General features: G+C 42.5%; 31 protein-coding genes. 19 read left to right on the top strand and 12 right to left on the bottom strand.

Translation table 11 applies throughout. The features are described 5' to 3' along the window. The first annotated feature begins 45 nt into the window (after positions 1 to 45). Genes CSV69_RS06975 through CSV69_RS06985 form a run of 3 tightly spaced genes read left to right on the top strand, consistent with a single transcriptional unit; the run spans position 46 to position 2,134 of the window. Positions 46 to 675 carry an alpha/beta hydrolase gene (locus tag CSV69_RS06975; protein WP_099693027.1) on the top strand — a complete coding sequence of 210 codons (630 nt, stop codon included), beginning with the start codon at positions 46 to 48 and terminating at the stop codon, positions 673 to 675. A 12-nt stretch (positions 676 to 687) separates the two neighbouring features. Then, a complete protein-coding gene (locus tag CSV69_RS06980; RefSeq protein ID WP_099693028.1) occupies positions 688 to 1,575 on the top strand; it encodes a hypothetical protein in 888 nt (295 codons plus the stop codon). After that, positions 1,568 to 2,134 carry a hypothetical protein gene (locus CSV69_RS06985; protein ID WP_085427843.1) on the top strand — a complete coding sequence of 189 codons (567 nt, stop codon included), beginning with the start codon at positions 1,568 to 1,570 and terminating at the stop codon, positions 2,132 to 2,134. The genes CSV69_RS06980 and CSV69_RS06985 overlap by 8 nt, the downstream gene beginning before the upstream one ends. Positions 2,135 to 2,187: 53 nt before the next feature. Here CSV69_RS06985 and CSV69_RS06990 read toward each other — a convergent pair whose 3' ends face one another. From CSV69_RS06990 to CSV69_RS07000, 3 genes are all read right to left on the bottom strand, one after another. Then, on the bottom strand, positions 2,188 to 3,090 hold the full coding sequence (locus CSV69_RS06990) for an EamA family transporter (RefSeq protein WP_099693029.1): 903 nt from the start codon (positions 3,088 to 3,090) through the stop codon (positions 2,188 to 2,190). A 161-nt stretch (positions 3,091 to 3,251) separates the two neighbouring features. Beyond that, complete coding sequence (locus CSV69_RS06995; protein ID WP_099625353.1) at positions 3,252 to 3,491, bottom strand: hypothetical protein; 240 nt, start codon at positions 3,489 to 3,491, stop codon at positions 3,252 to 3,254. A gap of 16 nt (positions 3,492 to 3,507) precedes the next feature. Next, on the bottom strand, positions 3,508 to 3,774 hold the full coding sequence (locus CSV69_RS07000; RefSeq protein WP_085429050.1) for a DUF3243 domain-containing protein: 267 nt from the start codon (positions 3,772 to 3,774) through the stop codon (positions 3,508 to 3,510). 196 nt (positions 3,775 to 3,970) lie between these two features. On the opposite strand from CSV69_RS07000, the gene CSV69_RS07005 reads away from it, so the two are divergent. Next, positions 3,971 to 4,444: a general stress protein gene (locus tag CSV69_RS07005; protein WP_099693030.1), complete on the top strand. Its 474-nt coding sequence runs from the start codon at positions 3,971 to 3,973 to the stop codon at positions 4,442 to 4,444. A 93-nt stretch (positions 4,445 to 4,537) separates the two neighbouring features. Here CSV69_RS07005 and CSV69_RS07010 read toward each other — a convergent pair whose 3' ends face one another. Next, positions 4,538 to 4,747: a CsbD family protein gene (locus tag CSV69_RS07010; RefSeq protein WP_099625355.1), complete on the bottom strand. Its 210-nt coding sequence runs from the start codon at positions 4,745 to 4,747 to the stop codon at positions 4,538 to 4,540. Positions 4,748 to 4,886: 139 nt separating this feature from the next. Further along, positions 4,887 to 5,009, bottom strand: coding sequence for a hypothetical protein (locus CSV69_RS17250; protein ID WP_255396859.1), 123 nt, complete (start codon positions 5,007 to 5,009; stop codon positions 4,887 to 4,889). A gap of 155 nt (positions 5,010 to 5,164) precedes the next feature. Here CSV69_RS17250 and CSV69_RS07015 point away from each other — a divergent pair, with 155 nt between their 5' ends. From CSV69_RS07015 to CSV69_RS07025, 3 genes are all read left to right on the top strand, one after another. Next, positions 5,165 to 6,361, top strand: a complete 1,197-nt coding sequence (locus tag CSV69_RS07015) for an MFS transporter (RefSeq protein ID WP_099693031.1) — start codon at positions 5,165 to 5,167, stop codon at positions 6,359 to 6,361. A gap of 260 nt (positions 6,362 to 6,621) precedes the next feature. Continuing rightward, positions 6,622 to 7,701 (top strand): AI-2E family transporter, encoded by a 1,080-nt coding sequence (locus CSV69_RS07020; RefSeq protein WP_099693032.1) that lies wholly within the window; start codon positions 6,622 to 6,624, stop codon positions 7,699 to 7,701. Positions 7,702 to 7,797: 96 nt separating this feature from the next. Then, a complete protein-coding gene (locus CSV69_RS07025; protein ID WP_232319513.1) occupies positions 7,798 to 8,076 on the top strand; it encodes a hypothetical protein in 279 nt (92 codons plus the stop codon). 37 nt (positions 8,077 to 8,113) lie between these two features. Here CSV69_RS07025 and CSV69_RS07030 read toward each other — a convergent pair whose 3' ends face one another. Beyond that, positions 8,114 to 8,821 (bottom strand): hypothetical protein, encoded by a 708-nt coding sequence (locus CSV69_RS07030; RefSeq protein WP_085429052.1) that lies wholly within the window; start codon positions 8,819 to 8,821, stop codon positions 8,114 to 8,116. 167 nt (positions 8,822 to 8,988) lie between these two features. On the opposite strand from CSV69_RS07030, the gene CSV69_RS07035 reads away from it, so the two are divergent. The 4 genes from CSV69_RS07035 (at position 8,989) to CSV69_RS07050 (ending at position 12,785) form a co-directional block, all read left to right on the top strand. Then, positions 8,989 to 9,747 carry an ABC transporter permease gene (locus CSV69_RS07035; RefSeq protein ID WP_199170403.1) on the top strand — a complete coding sequence of 253 codons (759 nt, stop codon included), beginning with the start codon at positions 8,989 to 8,991 and terminating at the stop codon, positions 9,745 to 9,747. A 5-nt stretch (positions 9,748 to 9,752) separates the two neighbouring features. Continuing rightward, the gene (locus tag CSV69_RS07040) at positions 9,753 to 10,532 is read left to right on the top strand and encodes an ABC transporter ATP-binding protein (protein ID WP_085427851.1); all 780 of its coding nucleotides are present in this window, start codon (positions 9,753 to 9,755) and stop codon (positions 10,530 to 10,532) included. A gap of 32 nt (positions 10,533 to 10,564) precedes the next feature. Next, positions 10,565 to 11,635, top strand: a complete 1,071-nt coding sequence (locus CSV69_RS07045) for an ABC transporter substrate-binding protein (protein WP_085429053.1) — start codon at positions 10,565 to 10,567, stop codon at positions 11,633 to 11,635. Positions 11,636 to 11,891: 256 nt separating this feature from the next. Next, positions 11,892 to 12,785, top strand: a complete 894-nt coding sequence (locus CSV69_RS07050; RefSeq protein WP_085429054.1) for a DMT family transporter — start codon at positions 11,892 to 11,894, stop codon at positions 12,783 to 12,785. Positions 12,786 to 12,835: 50 nt separating this feature from the next. Here CSV69_RS07050 and CSV69_RS07055 read toward each other — a convergent pair whose 3' ends face one another. The 4 genes from CSV69_RS07055 to hutG form a co-directional block, all read right to left on the bottom strand. Continuing rightward, on the bottom strand, positions 12,836 to 13,789 hold the full coding sequence (locus CSV69_RS07055; RefSeq protein ID WP_099693033.1) for a DMT family transporter: 954 nt from the start codon (positions 13,787 to 13,789) through the stop codon (positions 12,836 to 12,838). Between the two features lie 4 nt (positions 13,790 to 13,793). Next, on the bottom strand, positions 13,794 to 15,020 hold the full coding sequence (pepT, locus tag CSV69_RS07060; protein WP_085427853.1) for a peptidase T: 1,227 nt from the start codon (positions 15,018 to 15,020) through the stop codon (positions 13,794 to 13,796). Between the two features lie 513 nt (positions 15,021 to 15,533). Next, positions 15,534 to 16,724 carry a sodium/glutamate symporter gene (gene gltS, locus CSV69_RS07065; RefSeq protein WP_099625359.1) on the bottom strand — a complete coding sequence of 397 codons (1,191 nt, stop codon included), beginning with the start codon at positions 16,722 to 16,724 and terminating at the stop codon, positions 15,534 to 15,536. Then, positions 16,721 to 17,680 (bottom strand): formimidoylglutamase, encoded by a 960-nt coding sequence (gene hutG / locus CSV69_RS07070; protein WP_085427854.1) that lies wholly within the window; start codon positions 17,678 to 17,680, stop codon positions 16,721 to 16,723. The genes gltS and hutG overlap by 4 nt, the downstream gene beginning before the upstream one ends. Before the next feature lie 113 nt (positions 17,681 to 17,793). Between hutG and CSV69_RS07075 the strand changes: the two genes are divergently transcribed. Together CSV69_RS07075 and CSV69_RS07080 are read left to right on the top strand one after the other, a co-directional pair. Beyond that, entirely contained in the window at positions 17,794 to 18,711 is a 918-nt protein-coding gene (locus CSV69_RS07075) for a LysR family transcriptional regulator (RefSeq protein ID WP_099693034.1), read from the top strand. Beyond that, positions 18,708 to 19,595, top strand: coding sequence for a DMT family transporter (locus tag CSV69_RS07080; protein WP_099693035.1), 888 nt, complete (start codon positions 18,708 to 18,710; stop codon positions 19,593 to 19,595). Before CSV69_RS07075 ends, CSV69_RS07080 begins: the two co-directional genes overlap by 4 nt. On the opposite strand, the gene CSV69_RS07085 is transcribed toward CSV69_RS07080, so the two are convergent. Both CSV69_RS07085 and CSV69_RS07090 read right to left on the bottom strand, forming a co-directional pair. Continuing rightward, positions 19,578 to 20,234 carry a substrate-binding domain-containing protein gene (locus CSV69_RS07085; protein ID WP_158232619.1) on the bottom strand — a complete coding sequence of 219 codons (657 nt, stop codon included), beginning with the start codon at positions 20,232 to 20,234 and terminating at the stop codon, positions 19,578 to 19,580. The genes CSV69_RS07080 and CSV69_RS07085 overlap by 18 nt on opposite strands. A gap of 107 nt (positions 20,235 to 20,341) precedes the next feature. Beyond that, positions 20,342 to 20,563, bottom strand: a complete 222-nt coding sequence (locus CSV69_RS07090; RefSeq protein WP_085427858.1) for a DUF2187 family protein — start codon at positions 20,561 to 20,563, stop codon at positions 20,342 to 20,344. 295 nt (positions 20,564 to 20,858) lie between these two features. On the opposite strand from CSV69_RS07090, the gene CSV69_RS07095 reads away from it, so the two are divergent. The 6 genes from CSV69_RS07095 (at position 20,859) to CSV69_RS07120 (ending at position 24,554) form a co-directional block, all read left to right on the top strand. Continuing rightward, complete coding sequence (locus tag CSV69_RS07095; protein WP_099693037.1) at positions 20,859 to 21,122, top strand: metal-sensitive transcriptional regulator; 264 nt, start codon at positions 20,859 to 20,861, stop codon at positions 21,120 to 21,122. Between the two features lie 91 nt (positions 21,123 to 21,213). After that, positions 21,214 to 21,693: a DsrE/DsrF/DrsH-like family protein gene (locus CSV69_RS07100; RefSeq protein ID WP_099693038.1), complete on the top strand. Its 480-nt coding sequence runs from the start codon at positions 21,214 to 21,216 to the stop codon at positions 21,691 to 21,693. Positions 21,694 to 21,738: 45 nt separating this feature from the next. Further along, the gene (locus CSV69_RS07105) at positions 21,739 to 22,317 is read left to right on the top strand and encodes a sulfurtransferase TusA family protein (RefSeq protein ID WP_085427861.1); all 579 of its coding nucleotides are present in this window, start codon (positions 21,739 to 21,741) and stop codon (positions 22,315 to 22,317) included. Then, positions 22,314 to 23,435 (top strand): MBL fold metallo-hydrolase, encoded by a 1,122-nt coding sequence (locus CSV69_RS07110; RefSeq protein WP_085427862.1) that lies wholly within the window; start codon positions 22,314 to 22,316, stop codon positions 23,433 to 23,435. Before CSV69_RS07105 ends, CSV69_RS07110 begins: the two co-directional genes overlap by 4 nt. Before the next feature lie 57 nt (positions 23,436 to 23,492). Next, positions 23,493 to 23,720 carry a sulfurtransferase TusA family protein gene (locus CSV69_RS07115; protein ID WP_085427863.1) on the top strand — a complete coding sequence of 76 codons (228 nt, stop codon included), beginning with the start codon at positions 23,493 to 23,495 and terminating at the stop codon, positions 23,718 to 23,720. A 57-nt stretch (positions 23,721 to 23,777) separates the two neighbouring features. Further along, a complete protein-coding gene (locus CSV69_RS07120; RefSeq protein WP_085427864.1) occupies positions 23,778 to 24,554 on the top strand; it encodes a sulfite exporter TauE/SafE family protein in 777 nt (258 codons plus the stop codon). Positions 24,555 to 24,749: the final 195 nt, after the last annotated feature.

Below are 24,749 nucleotides of genomic sequence, written 5' to 3' on the forward strand. Positions count from 1 at the left end.
TGTGGTAAACTAGTGGAATATAGAACAGAAAAGGGGAAGATATCCATGCAATCACCATTTACATTTGTACACACTGCACCGACGAATGTCTCAGGAAAAATGCCTGCACTATTTTTACTTCATGGAATGGGGAGTCATGAAGAAGACTTGCCGCAGTTAGTCAAAGACTTTAAAGAAACACATCATATTTTCAGTTTAAGAGGACCCGTCGTACATGCACCAGGCTATGCATTCTTCACGAATGAAGAAGAAGGCAAACCTGAACGGAATGTATTTGATAAAGTATTAGTTTATATTCAATCATTTATTCGCGAAGCCATCCAGGAGTACGATCTTGATCCAGAACGTTTAACAGTCGTTGGTTTTAGCCAAGGAGCCGTGTTAGCACAAGCACTTGGATTAACTCTGATCCCATCACTTCGTGGCGTAGTAGCCCTTAGCGGGTATGTACCCGATTTCGTAAAAAATGAATATGCTATACAATCAGTAGAAAATCAGCAAATATTCATTTCTCATGGCGACTTTGATTATGTAATTCCTTCCCAATCAGGAGTCGAAAGCAAGGAATATTTCGAATCACTTGGTGCGAATGTAACATTCAAGACCTATCAAGACGGACATGGAGTTACACCCGAAAATCAACGAGACTTGGTGACGTTTATTCAGTCACTATAATGAGTTGGTCCGATGAAGATTAAACCGTTTTGGGCAATTTTATTGGTAATTGTGCTTATGTGGGCTGGTAATTATATATACGCGGAAAAACATAAGCTCAAGCATCCGGTCTTTCTAAATCACTATCTGGATTTAAACGCGGACTACGAACAGTATATTCCGTTTTATTTTATTACAAATAAAGAAGATACGTCTTTCATTCAAACGGTAGAATTAGGAAGTATTCGTGGAATGCCAGATCAATTCCGTGGAGATAATGGAATAGAAGAAATGGAACAATTCGGTAGGTATTCGCTAAAGAGAGTGTATATCCAATTTAATCCTGAAACATATGTGACTCCCAGTGAGACGAAGAAGTTCGATGAAATGATGGTCTACTTCTCGGAAAATCATACAACGAACTATCCAATAGGGCGAATCGTTTTCCAACCCGAAAAAGAAGAGCGTAATCCTTTGTCCTTTAAGTCGGGCTCATCCGGTGAGTACACAGAGACACGTCTGAATGTGACAGAAGCATTAGCACTAGAATCAGTAAGTACAGCATTTGATGACGCGTTACAAGATCGATTTCACATCAAATTGCAAAATGCAAATAGTAATGAAACCGTACAACCCAATCCAGTAATAGAAAACGCCGAGTGGAATAAAGCGACAGGTAGTGATGTGCGTGAGGTGAATTTTCCTTTGCATTTGGATAAAAGTGACTGGCTGACCGTGAAAAGTTACGCTGAACCTTCACTGCATGCCGCCATGGACGTGAAGATTAATTTGTCTGGTACGACGGAAACCGGCAAACCATTTACTGCACAAGTCGGTCATCTCCAGTACGAACCGGATTTGACGAAAGATTCCATTCAACAAATTATTGACGAGCGAGTGGAGGTGGCCCATCATGAATAAAGCATTCAGGCTGTTTTTCTGGGGCTATCTCTTCGTATTCTTTCGTTTACAAATAGGTATCGACATACTGGCAGCACCGATCGGTTACTATATGATTTATTCGGGAGCAGGACTACTTGCCGAACGATTTCCGATAGCGAAAAAAGTGGAACTTACTGCGTTTATTGGCATGTTGATTTCAGTGCCTGGTGTTTTTGTGAACTTAGGCGAAGTCACAAGTGGTGGTTGGACGTTGTATGCAGAATTCCTCTTCGTCTGGAAAGTAATCGTTGTATATTACTTGTTCAGTACTTGGAAATCCATGACACAACAAACCGGTCAAGCGCATATTCGTAATCGTCTACACATGTCCTATATTTGGTATGTGAGTATTAATTTCTTGATGATGCTGATGACTGCATTTTCATTGAACTTTGGCGATCATGCTTTTTCCACACTTTTTATCGCGACTAGTTTTGCAGTTGTGGCGATGGATATTATTCTTCTATTCCTTATCGCAGCTTTGCGTAGAGTGGATTGGTTAGAATATGAAACAAACAAGACTTCACTAATCCAGTGATGTCTTGTTTGTTTTTCAAATCAATATCTAGTTAATCAACATTGTTCCCTTTATTACACCCGTTTTAACCGCGTTCTAGTTCTCATCGTAAACCGCTGCAACATAGCAGGCCAAGTCATCCCGAACAATACCAAGAATATTCCAAGAAACTGCAGCAGCGTTAGTCTTTCACCAAGCAGCAACATCGAAGCAATAATCGCCACAGGTAACTCCACAGCACTCAAAATGGAAGACATACCGGCACCCACTTTCGGGACTCCGACTGAAAACAGAAATATAGGTAGAACAATGCCAAACACACCTAAAATAGCACCGTAAATCCATAATCCATCGCCTAGCATTCCATTCCATAAAATTTCCGGAGACTGGAAAAATGTAATCGCGATTGCTGCATAAAATGACATCAAAAACAACCGCGTCACGACATCCATCCCAGGAACGGGCTTTTGATTTGCCGTGACGAATGCAGCGAAACTAAATGCCGCAGCAATTCCCCATGCCCATCCTTGCCACGGAATACCGCTCAAGTCTACATCTATCAAGCCTGCAGCCAGAATGGTCCCGCCAAATAAAAACAGGAGTGACACGATTTCGGACTGTTTTGGTAAACGCTTGGCTAATACACACTCATACAACATACCGATCCATGTGAATTGAAACAATAGGACAACTGCTAGCGATGCAGGCATATACTCTACCGATTTGCCGTATACGGTGCCTGTAATCGCAGTAAATAATCCTGCAATCAACACTGGAAAACTACCGCGAAATGTTGGTTTAGAGCGCTTAACAACAATAAATATAATAAGTGCCAAAAGAAATCCTGTATAATATTGGCTCGTCACTGCTTCTGAAGCGGTGAAGCCGTCTTGAATTGCTAATTTAATAATTGTCGATAAAATTCCATAACTAGCAGCCCCAAAAACAACGAGTAGCGGATACATCCACGGTTTCATGTACACAACCTCCATTTCCATCGGATCATAGTATATCACGGAAATAGTCTTTCAGATTGTGTGTTATCCATCTCATTTCCCGGGAAATATCGACAACTACTGCGGACGAATGTGGAAAAGCCGTACAATGCAATTTGCACCGTACGGCTTTTATTAGCGAATCAGTGGGGTGCGCCGTAGTCATCCGACAAGCTGCCGCCACTTAAGCGAGGGGAGTGGTTGATCTTTTCCTTCATCATATCTTTTCTTTGGTCGGGCAACGAGATGGAATCGACCGTTTGCATATCTTCATGCAAATCGAACAGACTAACTGTATTCGTTCGTAGATTTTCGGGATGTGTTTGAATCAGACGATACGTATTCGGATGATAGTGAGGGGCACTATTTTCTTTAGATACCATATCAAATCGCCTCCTATTATGCTTGACGAACCATTTTCAGAAGCATATGCGCCAAGGTATGTTGCTCTTCTTTAGAACCTGAATCCCATAACTCCTGCAATAAATACTGTTCACGGTTACGAGGCTCTTCATTGCGTGATAAATAATTGGCAATAAACGCAGTCGTTTTCGCCAACTGCTCATCGCTTAAGCCAAGACTTTCACCTTTTTCTACTTTGTCAGCAAGATAACCTTTAAAATGATTGAAGTTCTGCAAAATTTGCTCTTTCTTTTCCTCACCCATTTTCGAGATTTCGGCTTCTACGTTGTCTTTTACTCCCACTACTCAACCACTCCTTTTCATCGTGATAACTTTAGCTTGTGCAAGGAGTGAAGAACTATGCATGTGTTAGTTATATGTAAAGTATGTTAAACCATGTGTGAAAATAGTCCTCGATGGGTAGAAGTAAAGCAGAGTGTTAACAAAAGGAGGTGCAAAAATGGCTGATAAACAATATGTGGGTACGTTTCACTCTCTCGATAATGTCCTTTATAAAATAACAGAACTTGAAGCGCAGGGTTTTAAAAAGAATCATATGTGTGCAGTTTCCAACGTGCGCGATGATTTAAAAGTTTTAGAAAGTGATTCTGAAATTGAATTGATTGGACTACAAGACGGTTCAGTTTGGGATCATGCGCGCCGTTTGTTTAATAGTAAGGACGAAATGTTAACGATATTTATTAAAATGGGTTTTTCGAAGCAAGAATCAAAAACATTCTATAATGATTTAAAAGAAGGCGGTATTGCCTTGTTTGTCGATCATTTAACAGATGGGGAACGGACGGAATCTGTAGACTTGCATGATAGTGCTGGACAGCAAACGGATAGCGGTGAAAATCTGGATAGTGATCCAAATGAAGAAGTAGGGAATCCTATTCCAAATAGCCCTCGAATAGGTACAGACCAGTTGTAAAAAAGAAGGATCTCCCATTGTAATGGAAGATCCTTCTTTTTTAATGGGCGTGAAAAAGCCTGCTGATTGAGCAGCAGGCTTACTGTACATAAATTACTTTTCAGGATGCGCTTCGTCATCGCTGAAATGTTCTTTCGCTTCACCAATTTTTTCTTGTGCAGCCCCTTTTGCCTTATCCCATTTACCTTCAGCTTGCATTTTTGTATTGTCAGTTAAATCGCCAACTGTATCTTTTACGCTCCCTTTAAGCTTGTTTCCCATGCCTTTTAATTTATCTTCTGTACCATGATCTTTGTTACTCATACTATCTCCTCCGTTTCGTTGTTACTATATAAATACCCACTTTTCGAACGTGAAAACATGTTTTTATAAACGCCACATATTGGGAAGAACCGGAAACCTTTTTAGGCTCCGGTTTTCAAGTGTCTGCAAATGTCTGGCATTACGGTTTACTGTTCATTCCTGCAAGGTGACTAAATTGCTCCATAAGTTTTTCCCGTGACTGCTTATTTCGCATGAGATATAGTGCGCCAAGTCCGACAGCTGTCATCGCCATTTTGTTCATTTGTCCAACACCTCCGACATACAGTATGGTGCATATTCCGTGTAATATACAAAAAACTAAATATAAAGCAATTGCTTATCTGATTATTTCCTGTTTAATTGACGTTATGATGATATAATTCCAGTATTCGCATTAAACGGACAGGAAGTGTCAACATGAATATACAAGCTAAATCGACAATTCGCGACTTACGATTTTGGCGGATTGTCATTGGTCTCGGTATCGCATCTGTGCTAATCTTTGCTGCGATGTATGCCATCCAACCTTTATTGCCTATATTAACAAAGCAATTTAACGTTTCTGTATCCACTGCGAGTTTGGCCATGTCCATCAACACCATCGGACTGATTTTAGGGCTTGTAGTTCTGGGGTTTTATTCCGATCGTCTTGGTAGATCCGTTTTTGTGAAAGTATCCATTTTACTTACTGCGCTTTTATTCATTCCGATGTTTTTGACTGACTCGTTCACTGTCATACTCATACTGCGATTCCTGCAGGGCTTTGCTATGTCTGGGGTACTTGCGGCAGCACTTGCTTATATCAATGAAGAAATCCATGAACGGTCTGTTAGTTTGGCGACTGCTTTGTATATTTCATTTAATGGGACAGGAGGAATGCTCGGACGTTTTGTGACAGGTTATTTGGCGGAACGTTGGTCGTGGGAACTATCGCTTCAGTTATTAACCGTTGTCGGCATAGTGGTATTTGCTATCTTGGTGTTCTTCTTGCCAAAATCTGCGTACTTCGAGCCAAGTGTAGAGTCGATAAAAAACGATATTCAGGGCTTCGGCTATCATTTGAAGAATCCTGCCTTGCTCGTTGTTTTGGGCTTGGGTATTGTGCTACAACTCAGCTTCACAGGCATGTGGACTTTCCTACCGTTTCATTTAACTGCATCACCTTTTAGCCTGACGCTGGATGAAGTGTCTTATATCTACTTTGCCTATGCATTTGGTATTATCGGGGCTCCAATGGCTGGTTCAATTGCAGTCAAGTATGGTATGAATACTGTGCGCTTTACGGGTGTCCTCTTGTTGGCTATCGGTTGCCTTCTGACTATTGCCGTCAAATTACCTTTGATTATTATCGGATATTGTATAATTTGTTTAGGCTTCTTTTCAGCTCACTCTTTGACAGCGGCTTCAGTCAGCAAGGAGGCGACGCATCATAAAGGAAGTGCGGCGAGTCTATACTTGGTATCTTATTATGTAGGTATGGCAGCGGGTAGTACGCTTGTAACGCCGTTGTGGCAATTTGCGGGTTGGACTGGACTTGCGATGTTTTCGGCTGTCGTACCGGTCGTCTACGTATTGATGATCCGCTTGCGGCGAAAGGTGTTAAGTCGTGCGTGAAGAGTAAACTGGATGCAAGTTGTTATCCAAGTATCGCTTATTTATCATAATTTAGTAGGTTTGAAAAAGTTTATAGGTAGGGAAAACAAAAGAAGTACAAGTAGCGAGCCAGTGACTTTTCTAATACAAAGCCATGTGCTAAATTAGAGAAAAACCTGTGATCATACTATCGAAGTAGCTAGGTTGGTTTTCGACATAGAGGGCTCTACAACGTATACTTAAGCTAACTACATAAAATTTTACGGAAGGGACGTGAAGCTTTGACGAAAAAGGTATGGTTTCAGGTCGGTGTCGGCGTCTTATTGGCGCTATTGATCACCAAGTACTTTTTAGAAGTAAATTATATTTTTAAGCCTGTTGGTATTATCTTACAGACCATTATTATGCCATTGATCTTTGGCGGACTTCTTTATTATATTACAGTACCCATTCAACATTACTTGGAAAAGAAGAACATGCCGCGATGGGGAAGTATCATTACGATTATGCTTATACTTGTAGCTGTTATTTGGATTTTAGTTGCAATTATTGGTCCAATGGTTACGAAACAAGTGAATAACTTAGTGGATAATGGGCCTACTCTTACTCGCCAAATTGAGCAACTAAAAGATCAAGTTCTTAACGAAAAAGATAATCTCCCTGAAGGATTGCAGGATTCTTTGAATTCGGCAGTTGAATCGATTCAAACGTTCGCTGTAACATTTGGAAAATGGCTCGTGCAATTTGTCCAGTCATTCATCCAGGCAGTAGCTTTACTTTTGCTCGTGCCATTCTTCTTCCTGTTTATGTTGAAGGATCATGAAAAATTGGCACCAAGAATTTACAATCTGTTTTCGGGAAAACGACGTTTATGGGTGAAGAAAACGTTAGAGGATATCGATCACATTTTGCGTTCGTATATTCAAGGCCAATTATTAATTAGTGCAATACTAGCAACACTTATTTTGATTGGGTACTCCATTATCGGATTGCAGTATGCTTTATTGTTGGCAATTCTAGCGTTGTTCATGAATATTATTCCGTTTATCGGGCCATGGATTGCGGTAGCGCCTGCTGTAATAATTGCGTATTTACAGGAACCGAAGTTAGTTATTTGGGTTGGAGTCGTTACGTTGGTCGCACAGCAAATCGACAGTAACTTAATTACGCCGAACGTTATGGGGAAATCTCTTGATATTCATCCACTGACCATCATTACGGTGTTGCTAGTAGCGGGAAGTCTCGCAGGATTCCTAGGCATCCTAGTAGCTGTACCTGCTTATGCGGTAGGTAAAGTCATTGTGCAAAACATCTATGAAATGCGAAAAGAAATTAGTGAAGCCGCCACGAAGAATGTATAGCGGCGAACCCGCCTTCTAGTCTTCAGACTGGAAGGTTTTTTGATGAATAATTAAAACAAAATTGCACATCCTAACGAAAACGAGAGGATGTAGCATATGCTGACGGAATTTCCCGTTATTCATACCAATGTGTGGGATGCGATATGGGGTGTGCCAGTCGTTTTGATTGTGGTACTGCTTGCTAAGTGGTTATTTAAAGTACCGCTTACTTGGCTCTCGACGGTATCCACAGTAGTTGCGCTCGGCTTGTCGATATTTATTAGCCATCCGAAAAACTTATCTGCCGGAATCTTCATGGGATTTTTTTATAGTGGTGCGGCAATGGGGATCATCTATTCGATCAAACAATCCTATCATGCCTATCGTAAACGTTAAAAGCAGGCCTTCGCGTAATGAGCGAAAGCCTGCTTTTTCATGGTAATGGACAAAATCCACAGCGCATCAATCCTGGTACATCTTTAGAAAAACAACAAGTTTTGCGTACAGTGGTGTTTAATAAAGCGGACGGTTCTGATCCATTCAAATAGCTTGCGAAACGTGAGTGATCGGCGATACCCGTCCATGTGGTGTCGTCTTTTAGTATGTCTAAATCTTCTCTCGCTTCCATTTCCGATCCAGGATCAGACAATAGCACATGATACTGCCATAGCCAGAAGCCGAAGATGTTTTCCCATAAGGTTAAGGGAGATACGGAGACAGCTGTACGCAATGACGCAATCACTGCGTGTGCATCATCCAGAATCTGTCTAATATGCGATTGGCGATCTTCGTCATCAATCATTTCCCAATCTGAGCTATCTGCAAAAGTGCTGATCGTTTTATTGCCGAACTCTTCTAGAGCGCCAAATTGTAAATCTTCCGCTGATCCGTTCCACATTTCGTCATACGCAGCGAGATTATACAACTGCATAGCGAAAAACATACCGAGTCTGCGAACGAAGAACGAAGTAGCGACGACTTCATTTGGACTTTGACTGACGGTTTGGATCACTTGTACAATACTCTGTACTTTCGAAGGGTCCAGTACATCCGCTAGTGTAAAGACGGGATGTGCTGGTGGATTCAGGTAGATGCTGTAACTATTCAATTCTCTGATTTGGTCTGATGTAAGTGTAGTCATGGTTTCAGTATAATCAATTATTTTGATAGAAACAACTTGAATGCTATGCCTGCCCAACCAGTTTCCTAGGCCTTTACATACAATAGGCAGTGAAGAGGTGGTGAAGGGTGGAGACCCAAGAATTGGCTCGTAATGAATCATTTGAGGTGGAGCAAAGAGAATGGAAGATGCGGCAACGTAAAGAACGCGGCAAGCAGTTGCTGACGATTGTGTCGCCGATATTCTTGCTAGTATTATGGGAAATAATGTCGAGAACAGGTATCTTGGATATTCGTTTTTTCCCACCGCCTAGTACAATTGTGCAAACTTTCTATGACATGATTGTGAGCGGTGCGATGGCGAAGCATGTTGGCGTATCGTTGTATCGAATATTCATCGGATTTCTGGCAGGTGTAATACCAGGTGTTATTGTCGGTTTGCTGATGGGATTATATTCACCGATCCGGCATTTTGTACAGCCGATTGTTATGGCGCTTATGCCTATTCCGACATTGGCGTTATTGCCGATCATTATTATTTTATTCGGAATCGGGGATTTGTCGAAAGTCGTGACGATTGCAGGCAGTGTGTTTTTCCCAGTTGTGATCAACACAGCAGCAGGTGTACTGAACATTGATAAGATTTATTTGGATGTTGCGAGTAACTATCAAACGAGCCAGTGGAATTTCTTCTTCAAAATTGCCCTTCCCGGTGCGTTGCCTGTCATGCTCGAAGGAATCCAGATGGGGCAGGCGATTGCGTTGTTGACGATTGTGGCGGCAGAGATGATGGGAGCGACTTCAGGGATTGGTTATTTGATATGGACGTCCTATAAGGCCTTTTTATTACCCGAAATGTATGTGGGATTAATTCTGATCTCATTTTTCGGTTATTTATTCTCGCTTTTACTGCGTGCGCTTCAAAATAAGTTACTGCCATGGAGGTGAGGGAAATGGAGGGGAAGCCTAAAATTTCAGTAGATGGATTAATGAAATCCTTTTATAAGAAACAAGACAGTGTCGTCGCGCTTGAGAATATTTCCATGACTGTAAAAGACGGTGAGTTCGTTTGTATAGTCGGACCGAGTGGATGTGGCAAGACGACATTACTGCGGATTCTTGCTGGACTTGAACAACCAAGTGTTGGCACTTTTACGATTGAAACAGAATCGAATGATCGGCCTCTGCAATCAATGGTCTTCCAAGAACGTGGGGTTATTCCATGGCTGACGGTACGCGAAAACGTCGCCTTTGGTTTGAAGATGCGTAATTTGCCGAAAGCATTCATTGCTGAACGAACGGACTTTTATTTGAAGAAGACGGGATTGGAGCGATTCGCTTCGCTATATCCAAAGGAATTGTCTGGCGGAATGAAACAACGGGTGAGTATTGCCAGGGCATTCGCAAACGATCCGGAGATTCTATTGATGGATGAACCGTTTGGCGCGCTCGATGAACAGAATCGCTTTATTTTGCAGGAAGAGTTATTGAGTATTTGGGCAGAGACGAAAAAGACGGTGTTGTTCATTACGCATAGTATCGATGAAGCATTGTTGTTAAGTGATCGAATTCTATTGATGGGCGCACAGCCAGGAAAAATTATCGAAGAGATTATCATTGATAAACCTAGACCGAGAAAGATGGAAGATATTCGGAAAGATCCTGAAATGGCAGCGAAATTCATTGAGATTTGGCATCACTTGCAAGAAGAAGTACTGAAATCGAGAGAATAAATGATAAAAGGAGAGATGATGTGGGGAAGTGGATGAAAAAGGCAGGTTTATTCAGCGTATTGTCAGTTGTATTGATAATGGGTGCGTGCTCTCCAAAAGAAGTTGTGAAGCCTGTAGCGAACGATGATAAGCCTATATCCGGTGACTTAGCTCCGCTTGAAAAGCAGGCGAAGGTATTCATTGCGGAAGATGGGGCTGCTTCTGGAGCAGGTTTCTATATTGCGAAGGAAAAGGGGTATTTTGACGACTATAATATACGTGTAGATTTTGCGGACTTTGCCAACAGCGATGATATGTTACCTGCACTAGCTGCCGGAGAAGTGGATATCGCGGGTGGCGTTTCTACAGCATCATTCTTCAACGCGATTGCCCAAGGAATCGATGTTCGGATTATCGCAGATAAAGGCCATAATATGCTTGGCAAGTCCTACTTCAGTTTCGTCATTGGTAATCATATGGTTGATGAAATCAAGGAGTATAGCGACTTCAAAGGAAAGAAAATTGCTGTGTCATCAAGAAATTCGATTGATGGGTATATCTATGAAGAAATGTTAAAGCACGCAGGTTTGACAGAAGACGATGTGGAATATGTCCATATCGCAGACTTTGGTGCGATGCTTGGAGCAATTGATTCAGGAACAATTGATGCTGCATTGAACATTGAACCATTGATCGCACAAGGAATCCACAAAGGTTTCCACGTACGCTTCGGGGACGCGACAGACTATGCACCCGAGTCTCAGATCGCCATGGTATTGGCTTCACCGCAGTTCATGGCCAATAAAGATCTATCGGTGCGCTTCATGGCAGCCTACCTTAAAGGAGTGCGTGACTACAACGACGCGTTCTTTAAGGATCAAGGAAAAGATGAAATTATCGACATCATGGTGAAACATACGGCTTTGAAGGATCATGAATTATGGGAGAGAGTATTCGTAACAGGGCTCGATCCGAACGGTAAGATGTTCATCGACGATATTAAGAAGCAGTATGAGATGTACAAAGCTAATGGCGCTATACGTGGGGAAATCGACTTTGACAAGTCTGTAGATCCATCGCTAGTCGAGCGTGCTATTAAGGAGATAGGGTTATATGAAGAGTGATAGGTAGACAGCTGTCCAGGAAGTCATGATGGGTGTGACTTCATGGACAGTTTTTTGATGTGGAATTAGATAGGCTGGCAGGAGGATTAGCGCTCGGACGTGTTTCGGATGGGACGCCAGCTGGAGCTTCCATCCCATCACACTCACAATGTCCCTTACCATTCGCAAAAGAGGCTCCAATTACAAATTCATCTATAATCTGACAGAAATTCGTGCTAGAATAATACGACTGACTAGCGGAAGCATGGTGAAAGAAATGAGAAAATACATAGGCGAAATCGGATTGACAATCACCGCCATTATCTGGGGGAGCGGCTTTGTGATGAGCGCGCTCGCTTTGGACTACTACACACCGTATCAAATCTTAGCAGTACGCTTCACAATTGGCGCACTATTACTAGCACTCGTATTCCATAAGCGGCTACGCCAACTAAACAAATCCATACTATGGCAAGGAACAGTGCTCGGGATCTTGCTGTACGCAGCATTTGCCCTGCAAACAGTAGGACTTCAATTCACAACACCTTCAAAAAATGCCTTTCTAACGGGTGTGAATGTAGTGATTGTACCGTTTATCGCATTTATCCTATATAAGCGAAAGCTCGACAAATTTGAGTTAGGTGGTGCCGTTTTGGCACTCATCGGAGTAGCAGTATTATCGTTGCAGTGGTCTTCAAGCATAAATATAGGAGACCTGCTGACACTTGGTTGCGCCGTGATGTTCGCATTCCATATCTTCTACACAGGACGATTCGTCAGTTCGGTGGATCCTATTTTGCTGACATTATTGCAAATGACGGTTGCCGCGGTGATCAGCTGTATCACGGTCATTGTAATAGGTGAGACTTCATTCTCGATGGATTCGGCAGCCTTAAGTTCAGTATTGTACTTGGCAGTATTCTCGACGACACTAGCATTTTTGATGCAAACCGTTGCACAGAAGCATCTGTCGGAAACGAAGGCTGCTATTATTTTGTCAACGGAGTCCGTGTGGGGGATGGTCTTTTCCGTGGCCCTAGCTTACGAATTACTGACATTTCGAATGTTTCTCGGCGCATTGATTATCTTTATCGCCATTTTATTATCTGAAGTCAGACCGCAATTATTGCGAAAGCGCATCCCACCACAAATTAAAGAACGTAAAATATGAAAAAAAGGGTTGTCCAACGTGTCATAAACTGACTATCGGACAACCCTTTTCTATGGATTTTTAGTAGCTAATGCAGTTTGATAACTATGCAACGACATGCCTCCGATAATTACTAGCACGCCTACTAATGAAAGAACGCCAGGTAATGGCAAGCTTAGCAACAACATCTCACCAAGCATGGCGAAAATTAATTCGACAGACTGCGTAGCTTCAACTGCCGCTAGTTTTCCTTGATCATGTTGCACCATATCGGTTGCCATGAAGAAGAGAGAGGTGGCTATAACGCCTGAACTCACCGAGACAATCAATGACTGCACCACTTGGCTTGTAGAAGGCAATCCGACCGTCGACCAAGCATATAACGCAAGGATTAACCAAATCGGTATCGTCATCAGTGTCATCGCAAGTACACGTTGGAACATATCAAGACGTCCGCCTACTAGGTTCATCATTTTTCGATTACCAAGTGGATAGGCGAATGCTGCAATGACAAGCGGCAACGTACCGAACATAATAGTTTTCGTCGATACGCTACTCGCATGTGGAATCTGGATCAACACGACACCCACTAAGATGACCAATGAAATTACCAACGATGCTGCAGGAATACGGTGGCGGATTGTGCGGAATCCCCCTGTTTCCGTCTTCGCTTGGAACGTGAAGAAGGGTGCTAGCAAAACCCCAGCCACAATCGTCATTTGCCATGTTCCTGCAACAAGCCATCCCGGACTATAGCCAGCTGAAAACGTCAGCGGACCATAGAATAGAACGAATGCGACGAAACTCCAAATGAAAAAGGACCAGGAGGCAACAGTCATTTCCCGTTTGACGCCATGCAATCCTCTACGCATCGCTACAATGACGAGTAGAAATGGAACCATGAAGAAATAGCGCAGTGAAGCACTCCACATCCAGCTACCGCCATCCAGTTCCATGGATCGATTCAATACAAATGTCACCGCAAAGAATAGTGCGGATAAAATGCCAATCCAAATTGCTTTCATACGCTTAACCGCGTTGTTCTTGAAGTTTCAATGTCTCGATAATAACTTGTGTAGCTTTCACCATATTGTCTGCTGAGATGAATTCGTATTTACCGTGGTAATTTTCGCCGCCCGTAAAGATATTTGGCGTTGGCATTCCCATGTAGGAAAGTTGGGAACCATCTGTACCCCCACGAATGGGTGCGATTTTCGGTTCAATATCAAGACTCCGATAGACATCCGCTACTACATCGACGATTTCCATTACAGGCGTAATTTTCTCACCCATATTGAAGTACTGATCCGTTACTGTTAGCTCTACCGCATGTTGACCGTACTTTTCCTGAAGCTGTGTAGCAGTATCTTGTACAAGTTGCTTGCGAGCTTCAAAAGAATCTCTATCAAAGTCACGGATAATATATTGGTAGGTCGTTTTTTCTACAGAACCATCGATATTCATTAAGTGAATGAAGCCTTCATAATGCTCCGTTTCCTGCGGAATTTCGTGTTGTGGCATTGCTTGCTGGAATTCTGCCGCGATTAGCAAGGAGTTGACCATTTTATCTTTAGCTGTTCCTGGGTGGACATTCGCACCGTGGAAAATCACTTCAACACCTGCCGCGTTAAAACTTTCATACTGTAGTTCCCCAAGTGGTCCGCCGTCCATTGTATAAGCAAAGTCAGCGCCAAAACGTTCTACGTCAAACTTATGTGGACCAAGCCCAATTTCTTCGTCAGGTGTGAAGCCTATGCGTACCTTCCCGTGTTTGATTTCAGGATGCTCGACTAAATAGTGCATCGCTGTCATGATTTCCGCGATTCCAGCTTTATCGTCAGCACCTAGTAAAGTTGTGCCATCTGTCGTAATCAGGGTATGGCCAATGTAGTTGTTGAGCTCTGGAAATGCTTGTACGCTCATAATTGTTGATTCGTTTAATGAGATGTCCTTACCGTCATAGTTATCAATGCGTTGTGGGTTGACGTTCGTACCCGTGTAGTCAGGAGCTGTGTCGATATGCGCCAAGAAGCCGACCGTTGGTAATTGTTTTTCCGTGTTTGATGGCAGCGTACCAAATAGGTAGCCGTTTTCGTCGACTGAGATGTCTTCGAGACCAATATCAGTCATCTCTTTTTCGAGTACCCGCAACAGGTCCCATTGTTTTTCTGTGGACGGTGTTGTGTCCGAAGTAGCGTCGGATTGTGTGTCGATTTTAGCGTAGCGTGTGAGTCGTTCGATTAGTTCTTCTTTCATAAAGCAAGCTCCTCTCCAAGATGCGAATTAATGTTTTCATTTTAACAGAAGGGTGTGAAAATTACGCTTAAAAGGAATAAAAAAAGAACCGAGAATTTCGGTTCTTGGGGAATTATAAAGGTTTAGTTAGTGTTGGGGATGGGGTTTGCGCTCTAGGCGGGTCGCCGCTCCTTGTGCAAAGATTTGCACCAAACGCTTCGCTATTACTCGCAAAAGCCGTCCATCGCTACGGCTCTCGCTCGAATCCCTTGCATAGCAAGTGGTTGAAACTTACCGCTCATTATTAAAATTAGTTTTGATCTAGACCTTGATCTGTCATTGAACTTAAATAAGTTGAAACACAACAATAATTCACACACTATCTACAATGAGCGATATAAGTATCCCCACTCGGTAAGTAGGATTGAAGCGGAAGCTCGGGCCACGCCCTCAGGAAAGCGTCTCCAGCTGGAGCTTCAATCCCTTCGCACTCACTAATTAGCTTACATCTTTAAAGTGTTTAATTTACGACAATCAAGCAAATATATTAATCGTAGTGATGATGATCGGCATCGAGACGACGTCTATGAGGAAGGCGCCTACGATGGGGACGATCAAGAAGGCCTTGCGTGACGGACCATAGCGTCCTGTGACGGCTGCCATGTTCGCCATCGCATTTGGCGTCGCACCCAAACTATGGCCTGCGAAACCAGCGATCATAACGGCTGCGTCGTAATCCTTACCGAGCAAACGGAACAGGACGAAGATCGCAAACAACGCGACGAAGATCACTTGTACAAAGACGATTAGCAACAATGGAAGTGCCAAATCTGCAACTTCCCACAGCTTGATGCTCATTAACGCCATCGATAAGAAAATACCGAGTGAAACGTCGCCGATCAAATTGATGCTTGTCATATGAACCGCATCTTCCTTCACGCGATCCACAATATTACGAACGATAACTGCAACGAACATCGCGCCTACATAACCTGGCATGACGAAACCAGTGGCACTAGAGAACAGATCCCCGATAAATGTACCGCCTGCGATACAAAGAGTAATCAATAACGTCTGTGTTAGGAAGTTATCTGTGTTGATTGGTTTTTCCAATGATTCCACGGAATATGCTTTTTCATGCTCGACTTCCGTAGATTTTAAATCATATTTATTGATCAAGTATTTAACGATTGGACCACCGATTAGACCGCCTGCTACGAGTCCGAAGGTTGCTGCTGCAATACCAACGGATAGGGCTGAATCAATCCCAAGGCTCTCTAATGTTTCCCCGTAAGCAGTAGCACCACCGTGTCCGCCTTCCATCGAGACAGCGCCAGCCATCATACCGATCAACGGGTGTAATCCAAATATATAGGACATGGATACACCAATGACGTTTTGGATCAGTGCTAAGAAGCCACAAGCTACCCAGTAGATCATCAATAGCTTTCCGCCTAGACGAATCAAACGGAAACTAGCACCCAGACCGACTGTTGTGAAAAATGTCAGCATGAATAGATTTTGCAATGAAGTATCTAAAGAAAAACTCACTAAATCAAAGTACTTCAAAATAGTCGCTAAAAACGCGAATAGTAAACCGCCGACAACAGGGGCAGGGATACAGAATTTCTGGAGAAAGCCGACTTTACGGACTAACATCGTACCCAGTGTTAGGAGAGCTAACGCTAAAAACAGCGTAGAAATTTGATTTAGCTCAATTGTCATGTGATTCGACCTCCCAGCAATGCAAAGATTGCTTCATTTGTAAGATAGGCCCCCAGCTTAACCGTTTGATTATGATGATCAAGTGACGGATTTATTTCGGAAATGTCGAATGAAAGTGTTTTCTCATGCGATGCCACCGTTTGAATGAAAGAGCGTACAATCAACGGATCTAATCCGAAGGGAGATGGCGCACTTACACCTGGAGCGAACGCAGAATTCAGGACATCCGAGCACAATGTTAACAAAATAGCGTCTTGTTTATCAATGAATAACTGTATTTTTTGCAATGTATCGTCTAAAGGACTTGTCGAAATTTCTTGTTCTGTGACATATGTCACGCCTTTTGCATCGGCTTCTGCGAATAATGCGTCTGTATTGCCAAATTCTTGAATACCTAGCACAAGGTAGTCAACATGCGGATCGGCGTCGAGCATCTGCTTGAACATCGTGCCTGAAGAAGGTTGTTCATCGTAGCCACGCAAGTCGAAGTGAGCATCAATATTTATTACACCAAGTTTTGCGTCAGGGCCTAGGAAGTCTCGAACTCCTGTATAATGGCCGTAAGCGGTTTCATGTCCGCCACCTAAAATAACGGGCTTCGTATGATGGAGAAGGCTCTTTTGAACGACTGTGCCTAATTCAGCTTGCGCTTGTTCTAGCTGACCGTGCTCACATATGACAGTGCCTACATCAATTATTTGACGGTCAGCAGGCAAACGCCAAGGTAGTTTCGCTAGTTCGTTACGTAGGGCATTCGGTCCTTCTGCAGCACCGAGTCTGCCATTATTTCGACGTACACCTTCTTCGGAAGAAAATCCGATGAGGGTACATGTTTTATTGGTAGCGCTTTCTTTTAATTCGGAAAATTGGATGATTTGATGCATTCGGAATGCAGCTCTGTCGGTCTCACTATCGGTACGACCTGACCAGTATTTTTCATTTGATGGAATTAACAATATACTTCACCCTTTCCAACGTGATATTCTTACTATACTGGTTTGTATTTATTAATTCTAATACATGTTTTTCATATATTCATGCATGCAGGCTATAAGTGGAGGTGAGATGAATGGAATTCAAGCAATTGCGGTATTTTGTCATGGTGGTGCAGCAATCCAGCTTTTCTGAAGCGGCTAAAAAACTTCATCTTTCGCAGCCTTCGCTCAGCAAAGCGATCAAGAATTTGGAGTTAGAAGTCGGATTTCAGTTACTCGAACGAACGACTAAACGTGTCCAACTAACGGAATCAGGTAGCGTAATTTATGAGCGTGCCTTGCAAATTCTTCATGAGGCAGATATTTTACAACAAGAGATTAAAGAGGTGAAGTGGACAGGCAATGGAAGTGTGCAGATCGGGATGATTGAATCCGTGAAGAATTGGCTTCCTTCTATATTACTTGCATATCGCCAGGAGTTTCCATCGATGCATGTGAAGTTAATAGAAGTATTAGGCCGTGGAGATGTTGAGCGAGCGCTCCGTCAGTACGCTGTCCATGTCTGTTTAACCAATCAATTTATAGAAGCTTCGGATATTGTCTCGATACCTTTGTATCGAGAGCAATTAGCAGTTGTCATGCATCCTGAACATCGTCTGGCGAGCAAGGATTCCATTACGCTAGCCGACTTAGAAGATGAGGCATTCATTGTCACGAGTGTTGGGTTGCAAACGAGACAAGATATATTTGCTGCGTTTGCCGAAGAAGGCGTGCGAATGAATATATGTTACGAAGTAGAGCGCTTTGAAACGATTGTAGAACTTGTACGGGAGAATATTGGAATTTCGATTATTCCACAAAAGTATTTTGCGCACGGGCCTGATCCGACCATTGTCATTAAAACAACCAATTCAAAGACGTTAGCCCGTACAGTGTATCTAACTTATTTGGAAAAGCGTTATATGCCACCAGCTATTGAGGTGTTGATCGATAGTATGCAAATGCGGCGAGATTCCTCTGTAAAGTCGAAAGAGGGAGGGGAAACTGAATGAATAAATTTTTATTCGGCATATTAGTCGTTATTACGACCGCTTTAATGGGCTCGTCATTTGCTATTGGGAAAATTGGATTGGAATACTCTTCACCGCTGTTGCTAGTGGCAATGCGGTTTACGATTGCAGGCGTCATCATGGCCGTGGTAGTAAAGATATTAAAAAAACCACACCCGAAAACATTTGGAGAGTGGAAGTGGCTTGTGCTGATTGGTTCATTGCAGACAGCTGCGGTCATGGGATGTATATTTATGGCGCTTCGGACGATCACGTCAGGTGAAACATCTATTTTAACATTTACAAATCCGTTGCTTGTCGTTGTCATCGGGACGCTAGTATTGAAAATACATTACCGCTTGCAACAATGGATTGGTGTTGTTTGTGGTTTGTTTGGGATATTCATTACAATGGGCGGTCATTTAGACTGGAAGATTGGTACAGTGTTAGGGTTTTTATCTGCTGTAGCGTGGGCTTGTGCGACATTGCTCGTCAAAGTACATGGGCATCGTTTTGATACGTGGGTAATGACTGCATATCAAATGCTATTTGGCGGATTGATCTTATTTGTAGCGAGTTATGTACTTGAAGAACCGTTTTTCATAGCGAATCCATTGTCATTAGCGATTTTAGGATGGCTTGCGATTGCCGCATCCATTGTACAGTTTTCTATTTGGTTTTATTTATTACAGACAGGAAATCCCGAGAGAACGAGTGCGTTTTTGTTTTTGGCACCATTCTTCGGGACGTTGTCGGGATGGGTTCTGTTGGATGAGAAGTTATCCATGTCATTGATTTTAGGAGGTATGCTCATCAGTTTGGGAATATTCCTCGTGAACTGGCGTAGCAAACGAGAGCTTAGAAGAGGACTAGTTGACTTGCCATAGACGACAATAAGCTTGAAGCTCGCTGAGAAATGCTTGGACTTCATTCGTCTTAGAACGAGTGCCTGTATAAAAAGCACGTTTAATTGGCGCGACTTTATAATCCAATATGGTTAGATCACCTTGTGCGAGCTCCTGTTTGGAACTGTGGCGCGACAAAATAGCGATGCCCAGCCCGCTAAGAACGGCTTGTTTGATACTTTCTGGCGAGCTCATAATAGTAGGCTGTACTTGGACTCCATACTGTTTAAGCGATTGATCAATTAATAGACGACTAGGATCTTCCGTATCAGGTAAAATCCAATGTGTATTTTGCAAATCTAGGATGGACGAGCTTCTCTTACGTGCAAGCGGGTGTGTAGCAGAGGCAAGAAGTACTAGTTCGTCTTGCATAAATGCTTCAGCCGATGGTAGGTTGTCCAGATCACTGCAACCAACGTCGACTTTATGACTTTTCAGTAATCGCGCAATGTCAGAAGAAGGAGCAGTTGTTAGTTCGAGCCGCATATCGGGATACTTCGCGTGTAGACGAGTGAGTACGTCTGGTAAAATAGCTTGCGAAATAACTGGTGAAGCACCAATACGTAAAGTTCCTTTTAGTGAGGTTGTTTGCGTTAAATCTATATTTGTATGATTAATCAAATCAATCATCTCCAATACACATTTTTATAGTGAATGACTTGTAGTTGTGACTGGTTTTTTTGTGAAAAAATAGCCTTGCAATAATCTGCAAGGCATCGAACACACCATTATTGAACTGTATAATTTTTGTGTGCGACGACAGTCATGTTGGAAGCTGCTCCAATATTTTCAGCGTCTTGTTCAGAAATTTTTACGATGACGGAGTTTTCAAGGATTTTGTGTATAGTCCCGGAAACTTCATAATCATTACGGTTGAAAGATATGACTTCGTCTACATACCGTGATGCTACAAAATCAGAAACTGGACGATCTTTTCGTGGGAATGCCAATCGAATCAACTCCTTCAGTAGTGTGGAATTTAGTCTGTCGCAATTTGTCAGTAAAACAAAACGGAAAATGCGTACAATAGCTTACTAGATCTAGTATAACACATTTCGGGAAATTATTCATCATACTAGAACTTTGTCGATTGGGCAAGTATTTTGTATAATCATTTGATGAAGTAGAAAGTATTGATCGTTATAGATAGAAGCTGACATGTTATACTACATCATATAAACCAATTGGTTGACATTATACCTCTGGGGGTATATTATTAGGATAACATATAGGAGGTTGAGCGATATGGAGTATGATGACAAAGTCAAAAATCGTTTGAAGCGTCTAGAGGGTCAAGTCAAAGGCGTCTTGCGTATGATGGAAGAGGGCAAGGACTGTAAAGAAGTGATCACGCAATTATCAGCCAGTCGTTCTGCTATTGATCGTACAATTGGCGTAATCGTTAGTTCCAACTTGATTGCCTGTATTGAAAACTTAGACGAAGCAGATGAACGTACACATGAATCTATTATTAGTGAAGCCGTGGATCTTCTAGTAAAGAGTCGATGAGCAACATCACTTGACTCTTTTTTTTACAGCATATAATATACCCCCATAGGTATTTATTTAAAATGATTTTCAAATAGAAGGGGACGAGAGCATGACAGAGCAAAAGAAAACAACGATTGTATTATTTAGTGGGGATTACGATAAAGCGATGGCGGCTTATATTATCGCGAACGGCGCAGCGGCATATGATCATGAAGTAACAATTTTCCATACGTTTTGGGGATTGAACGCATTGCGCAAAGATGAACCGATTAAAAGTAATAAAAGTTTCATTGAAAAGGCGTTCGGTAAAATGATGCCGCGTGGAGCAGATAAAATGGGATTATCGCAAATGAACTTTGCAGGAATGGGTCCTAAGATGATCAAGCAAGTAATGAAAAAGCATAACGCGATGACATTACCACAACTGATCGATATGGCAATAGAGCAGGACGTACGATTGATTGCCTGTACGATGACAATGGATTTGCTAGGACTGAATGAAGAAGAGCTTCTACAAGAAGTGGAGTATGGCGGTGTGGCAGCTTACTTAGGTGAGGCGCAAGATGGTCAAGTGAACTTGTTTATTTAATTTTTTTATACAAATAAATACCCCTGGGTGTATAGGAGGAGTACAATGATTCAGTCAGATAACGTGTTAGATGCAAAAGGACTTGCTTGTCCAATGCCGATTGTGAGGACGAGAAAGATGATGAAAGAGATGGATGACGGTCAAGTGCTCGAAGTCCAGTCGACAGATTCAGGGACCACGGCAGATTTACAGGCATGGGCGGAAAGTGTGGGGCATCAATACGTCGGTAATGTGAAAGAAGCTGATGTATGGCGCCACTTCGTACGAAAAGCGGGTCAGGAAGATCAGTCACAAAAAGAATATCCAGTTACAGTCGACAATAATGAGTTGTTAGATCAACTGCAACATCCAGATGCTGTGTTACTAGACGTTCGCGAAGAAGCAGAATACGCATTTGCTCATATACCTGGTGCCCTATCCATACCTCTTGGCCAATTGGATGAACGAATGTCGTACTTCAGTAAAGACAAGAAGCTCTTCGTTGTATGCCGAACAGGTAACCGCAGTGATATGGCATGTCAAAAACTAGTGGCAAAGGGTTTTGAAGATGTCACGAATGTAATTCCTGGTATGTCAAAATGGAATGGTGAAATAGAAAATACAGTAGGGGGTATGAATAAATGAGAATCATTCAATCAAGTGAAGTAGCAAAGCGCGTTATTGCGAAAGAGTCATTATTCATTTTGGATGTTCGAAATGAAACTGCATTTGAAGATTGGAAAATCGAAGGTGACCAAGTGCGCTATTTAAACGTACCGTACTTTGATTTATTGGATGGCATCGAAGAAATTGAAGACCAATTGCCAAAAGATGAGGAGATCCTAGTAGTCTGTGCTAAAGAAGGTTCGTCCGTCATGGTGGCGGAAATCCTTGAAGAAGCAGGCTATTCAGTAGGCTATCTTTCAGGAGGAATGAAAGCGTGGAGCGAGTATTTGGAGCCGGTGAAGATTGCCGATTTGAAATCAGGTGGTGAGCTCTATCAATTCGTCCGTCTTGGTAAAGGGTGTCTTTCCTATATGGTCATATCAGGAGGAGAAGCGGCAATCATTGACGCGACGCGGATGACAGATGTGTTTATGGACTTTGCTACGCAACGCGGTGTGAAGATCACAAATGTACTCGATACGCACTTGCATGCGGATCACATTTCAGGTGGTCGTCAGATTGCAAAAGCAACGGGGGCAACGTACTGGCTACCGCCAAAAGATGCAGAAGAAGTCGTATTTGAATATGCTGCATTAGAAGGCGATACGTCGATTCAAGTAGGTGATACTAAAATTGATATTCAAGCACTTTATTCGCCAGGACACACTATTGGTTCGACTTCATTTATTGTCGATGATAGCTATTTGATGACCGGTGATATTCTGTTCATTGATTCGATTGGACGTCCGGATTTGGCAGGATTGGCAGAAGATTGGGTAGGCGACTTACGTGAGTCCTTGTATAGTCGTTATAAAGAATTGTCAGAAGAACTAACGGTTTTACCGGCTCACTTCATGATTATAGATGAGTTGAATGAAGACGGCAGCGTGTCGGAAAAGCTTGGCGTGTTGTATAAGCAAAACCACGGCTTGAGCATTGAAGATGAAAAAGAGTTCAGAGAATTAGTCACGGGGAACTTGCCTCCGCAACCGAACGCGTATCAGGAAATACGACAGATGAATATGGGGAAAATCCAACCTGACGAAGAAACGCAACGTGAGATGGAGATTGGCCCGAATCGCTGTGCGGTACGGTAAATAGTTATATTAAATCAGCTGTAAAACAATAACCCACATTAAAAGGAGAAGATAAATATGAGTTCAACAACATTTTTAGACGCAAAAGGGCTAGCGTGTCCAATGCCGATCGTACGTGCAAAGAAAGCAATGAAGGATATGCAAACAGGAGATGTTCTGGAGATTCATACGACAGACAAAGGATCGGTATCCGACCTGACAGCATGGGCGGCTTCTGGTAATCATGAAATAAAAGACCAGCAACAAGAGTCCGATGTCTTTAAATTTTGGATCCAAAAAGGGTAAACTTAGGGTAGAGGGAATGGCTGTCTCCCTCTTTCATCAGGAAGAAGGGAGAACATCATGACCATTCCATTTATTATTACGATCTTCCTCATTGGACTCGTCGGCTCGTTCCTTTCCGGAATGATGGGAATCGGGGGCGCGATTGTCAAATATCCAATGTTGTTATTTATTCCTGCACTACTTGGTTTTACTGCGTTTACACCACATGAAGTAGCTGGTATAACTGCAGTTGAAGTATTCTTTGCGTCACTTTCAGGAGTTTTGGCGTACCGAAAAAGTAATCTGATTTTGAAGCCACTTGTTCTTTATATGGGGATTAGTGTGTTGATCGGCAGTGTGATCGGCGGTGCAGGTTCCAGTATGCTATCAGAAGCGACTGTAAATATCGTCTATGGTATTCTGGCTGTGCTTGCGGCAATTATGATGTTTATTCCGAAAAAGGGGTTGGATGATCAGCCGATTGAAGAAATTACATTTAATCGCATCATAGCTTCCAGTGCGGCATTCATTGTTGGATTGGCAGCAGGAATCGTTGGAGCTGGTGGTGCATTTATCATGGTACCGATTATGCTCGTCATCCTAAAGATCCCAACACGCGTTACAATTGCTACATCATTGGCCATCACATTACTATCATCAGTAGGTTCGGCGTCAGGTAAATTTTTCACTGGGCAAGTGCCGTACGGACCTGCTCTCGTCATGATAATCGCAAGCATTATCGCAGCTCCAATCGGTGTGAAAGTCAGCCGTAGAGTAAACACCAAAGTCCTACAAAGCATCCTTGCCGTTCTCATCATGGCATCGGCCGTGAAGATTTGGTGGGATATATTCTAATAAAATCAACATCGCCAGAACATCGTTCATTGAACATGTTTCTGGCGATTTTTAGTGAAGTGGCAAGTGGAAAAACTTCAAACGTCACTAACATTAGATTAACGGCGGTTTCACTGTTCCATTTTTCATGTCAACATGTCAAAACTTATACTAATTTCAAAACATTCTATTAAATTACCTTGCAATAGACTCGGA

Source organism: Sporosarcina sp. P26b, from assembly GCF_002743245.1.
Lineage (GTDB): Bacteria > Bacillota > Bacilli > Bacillales_A > Planococcaceae > Sporosarcina > Sporosarcina ureae_C.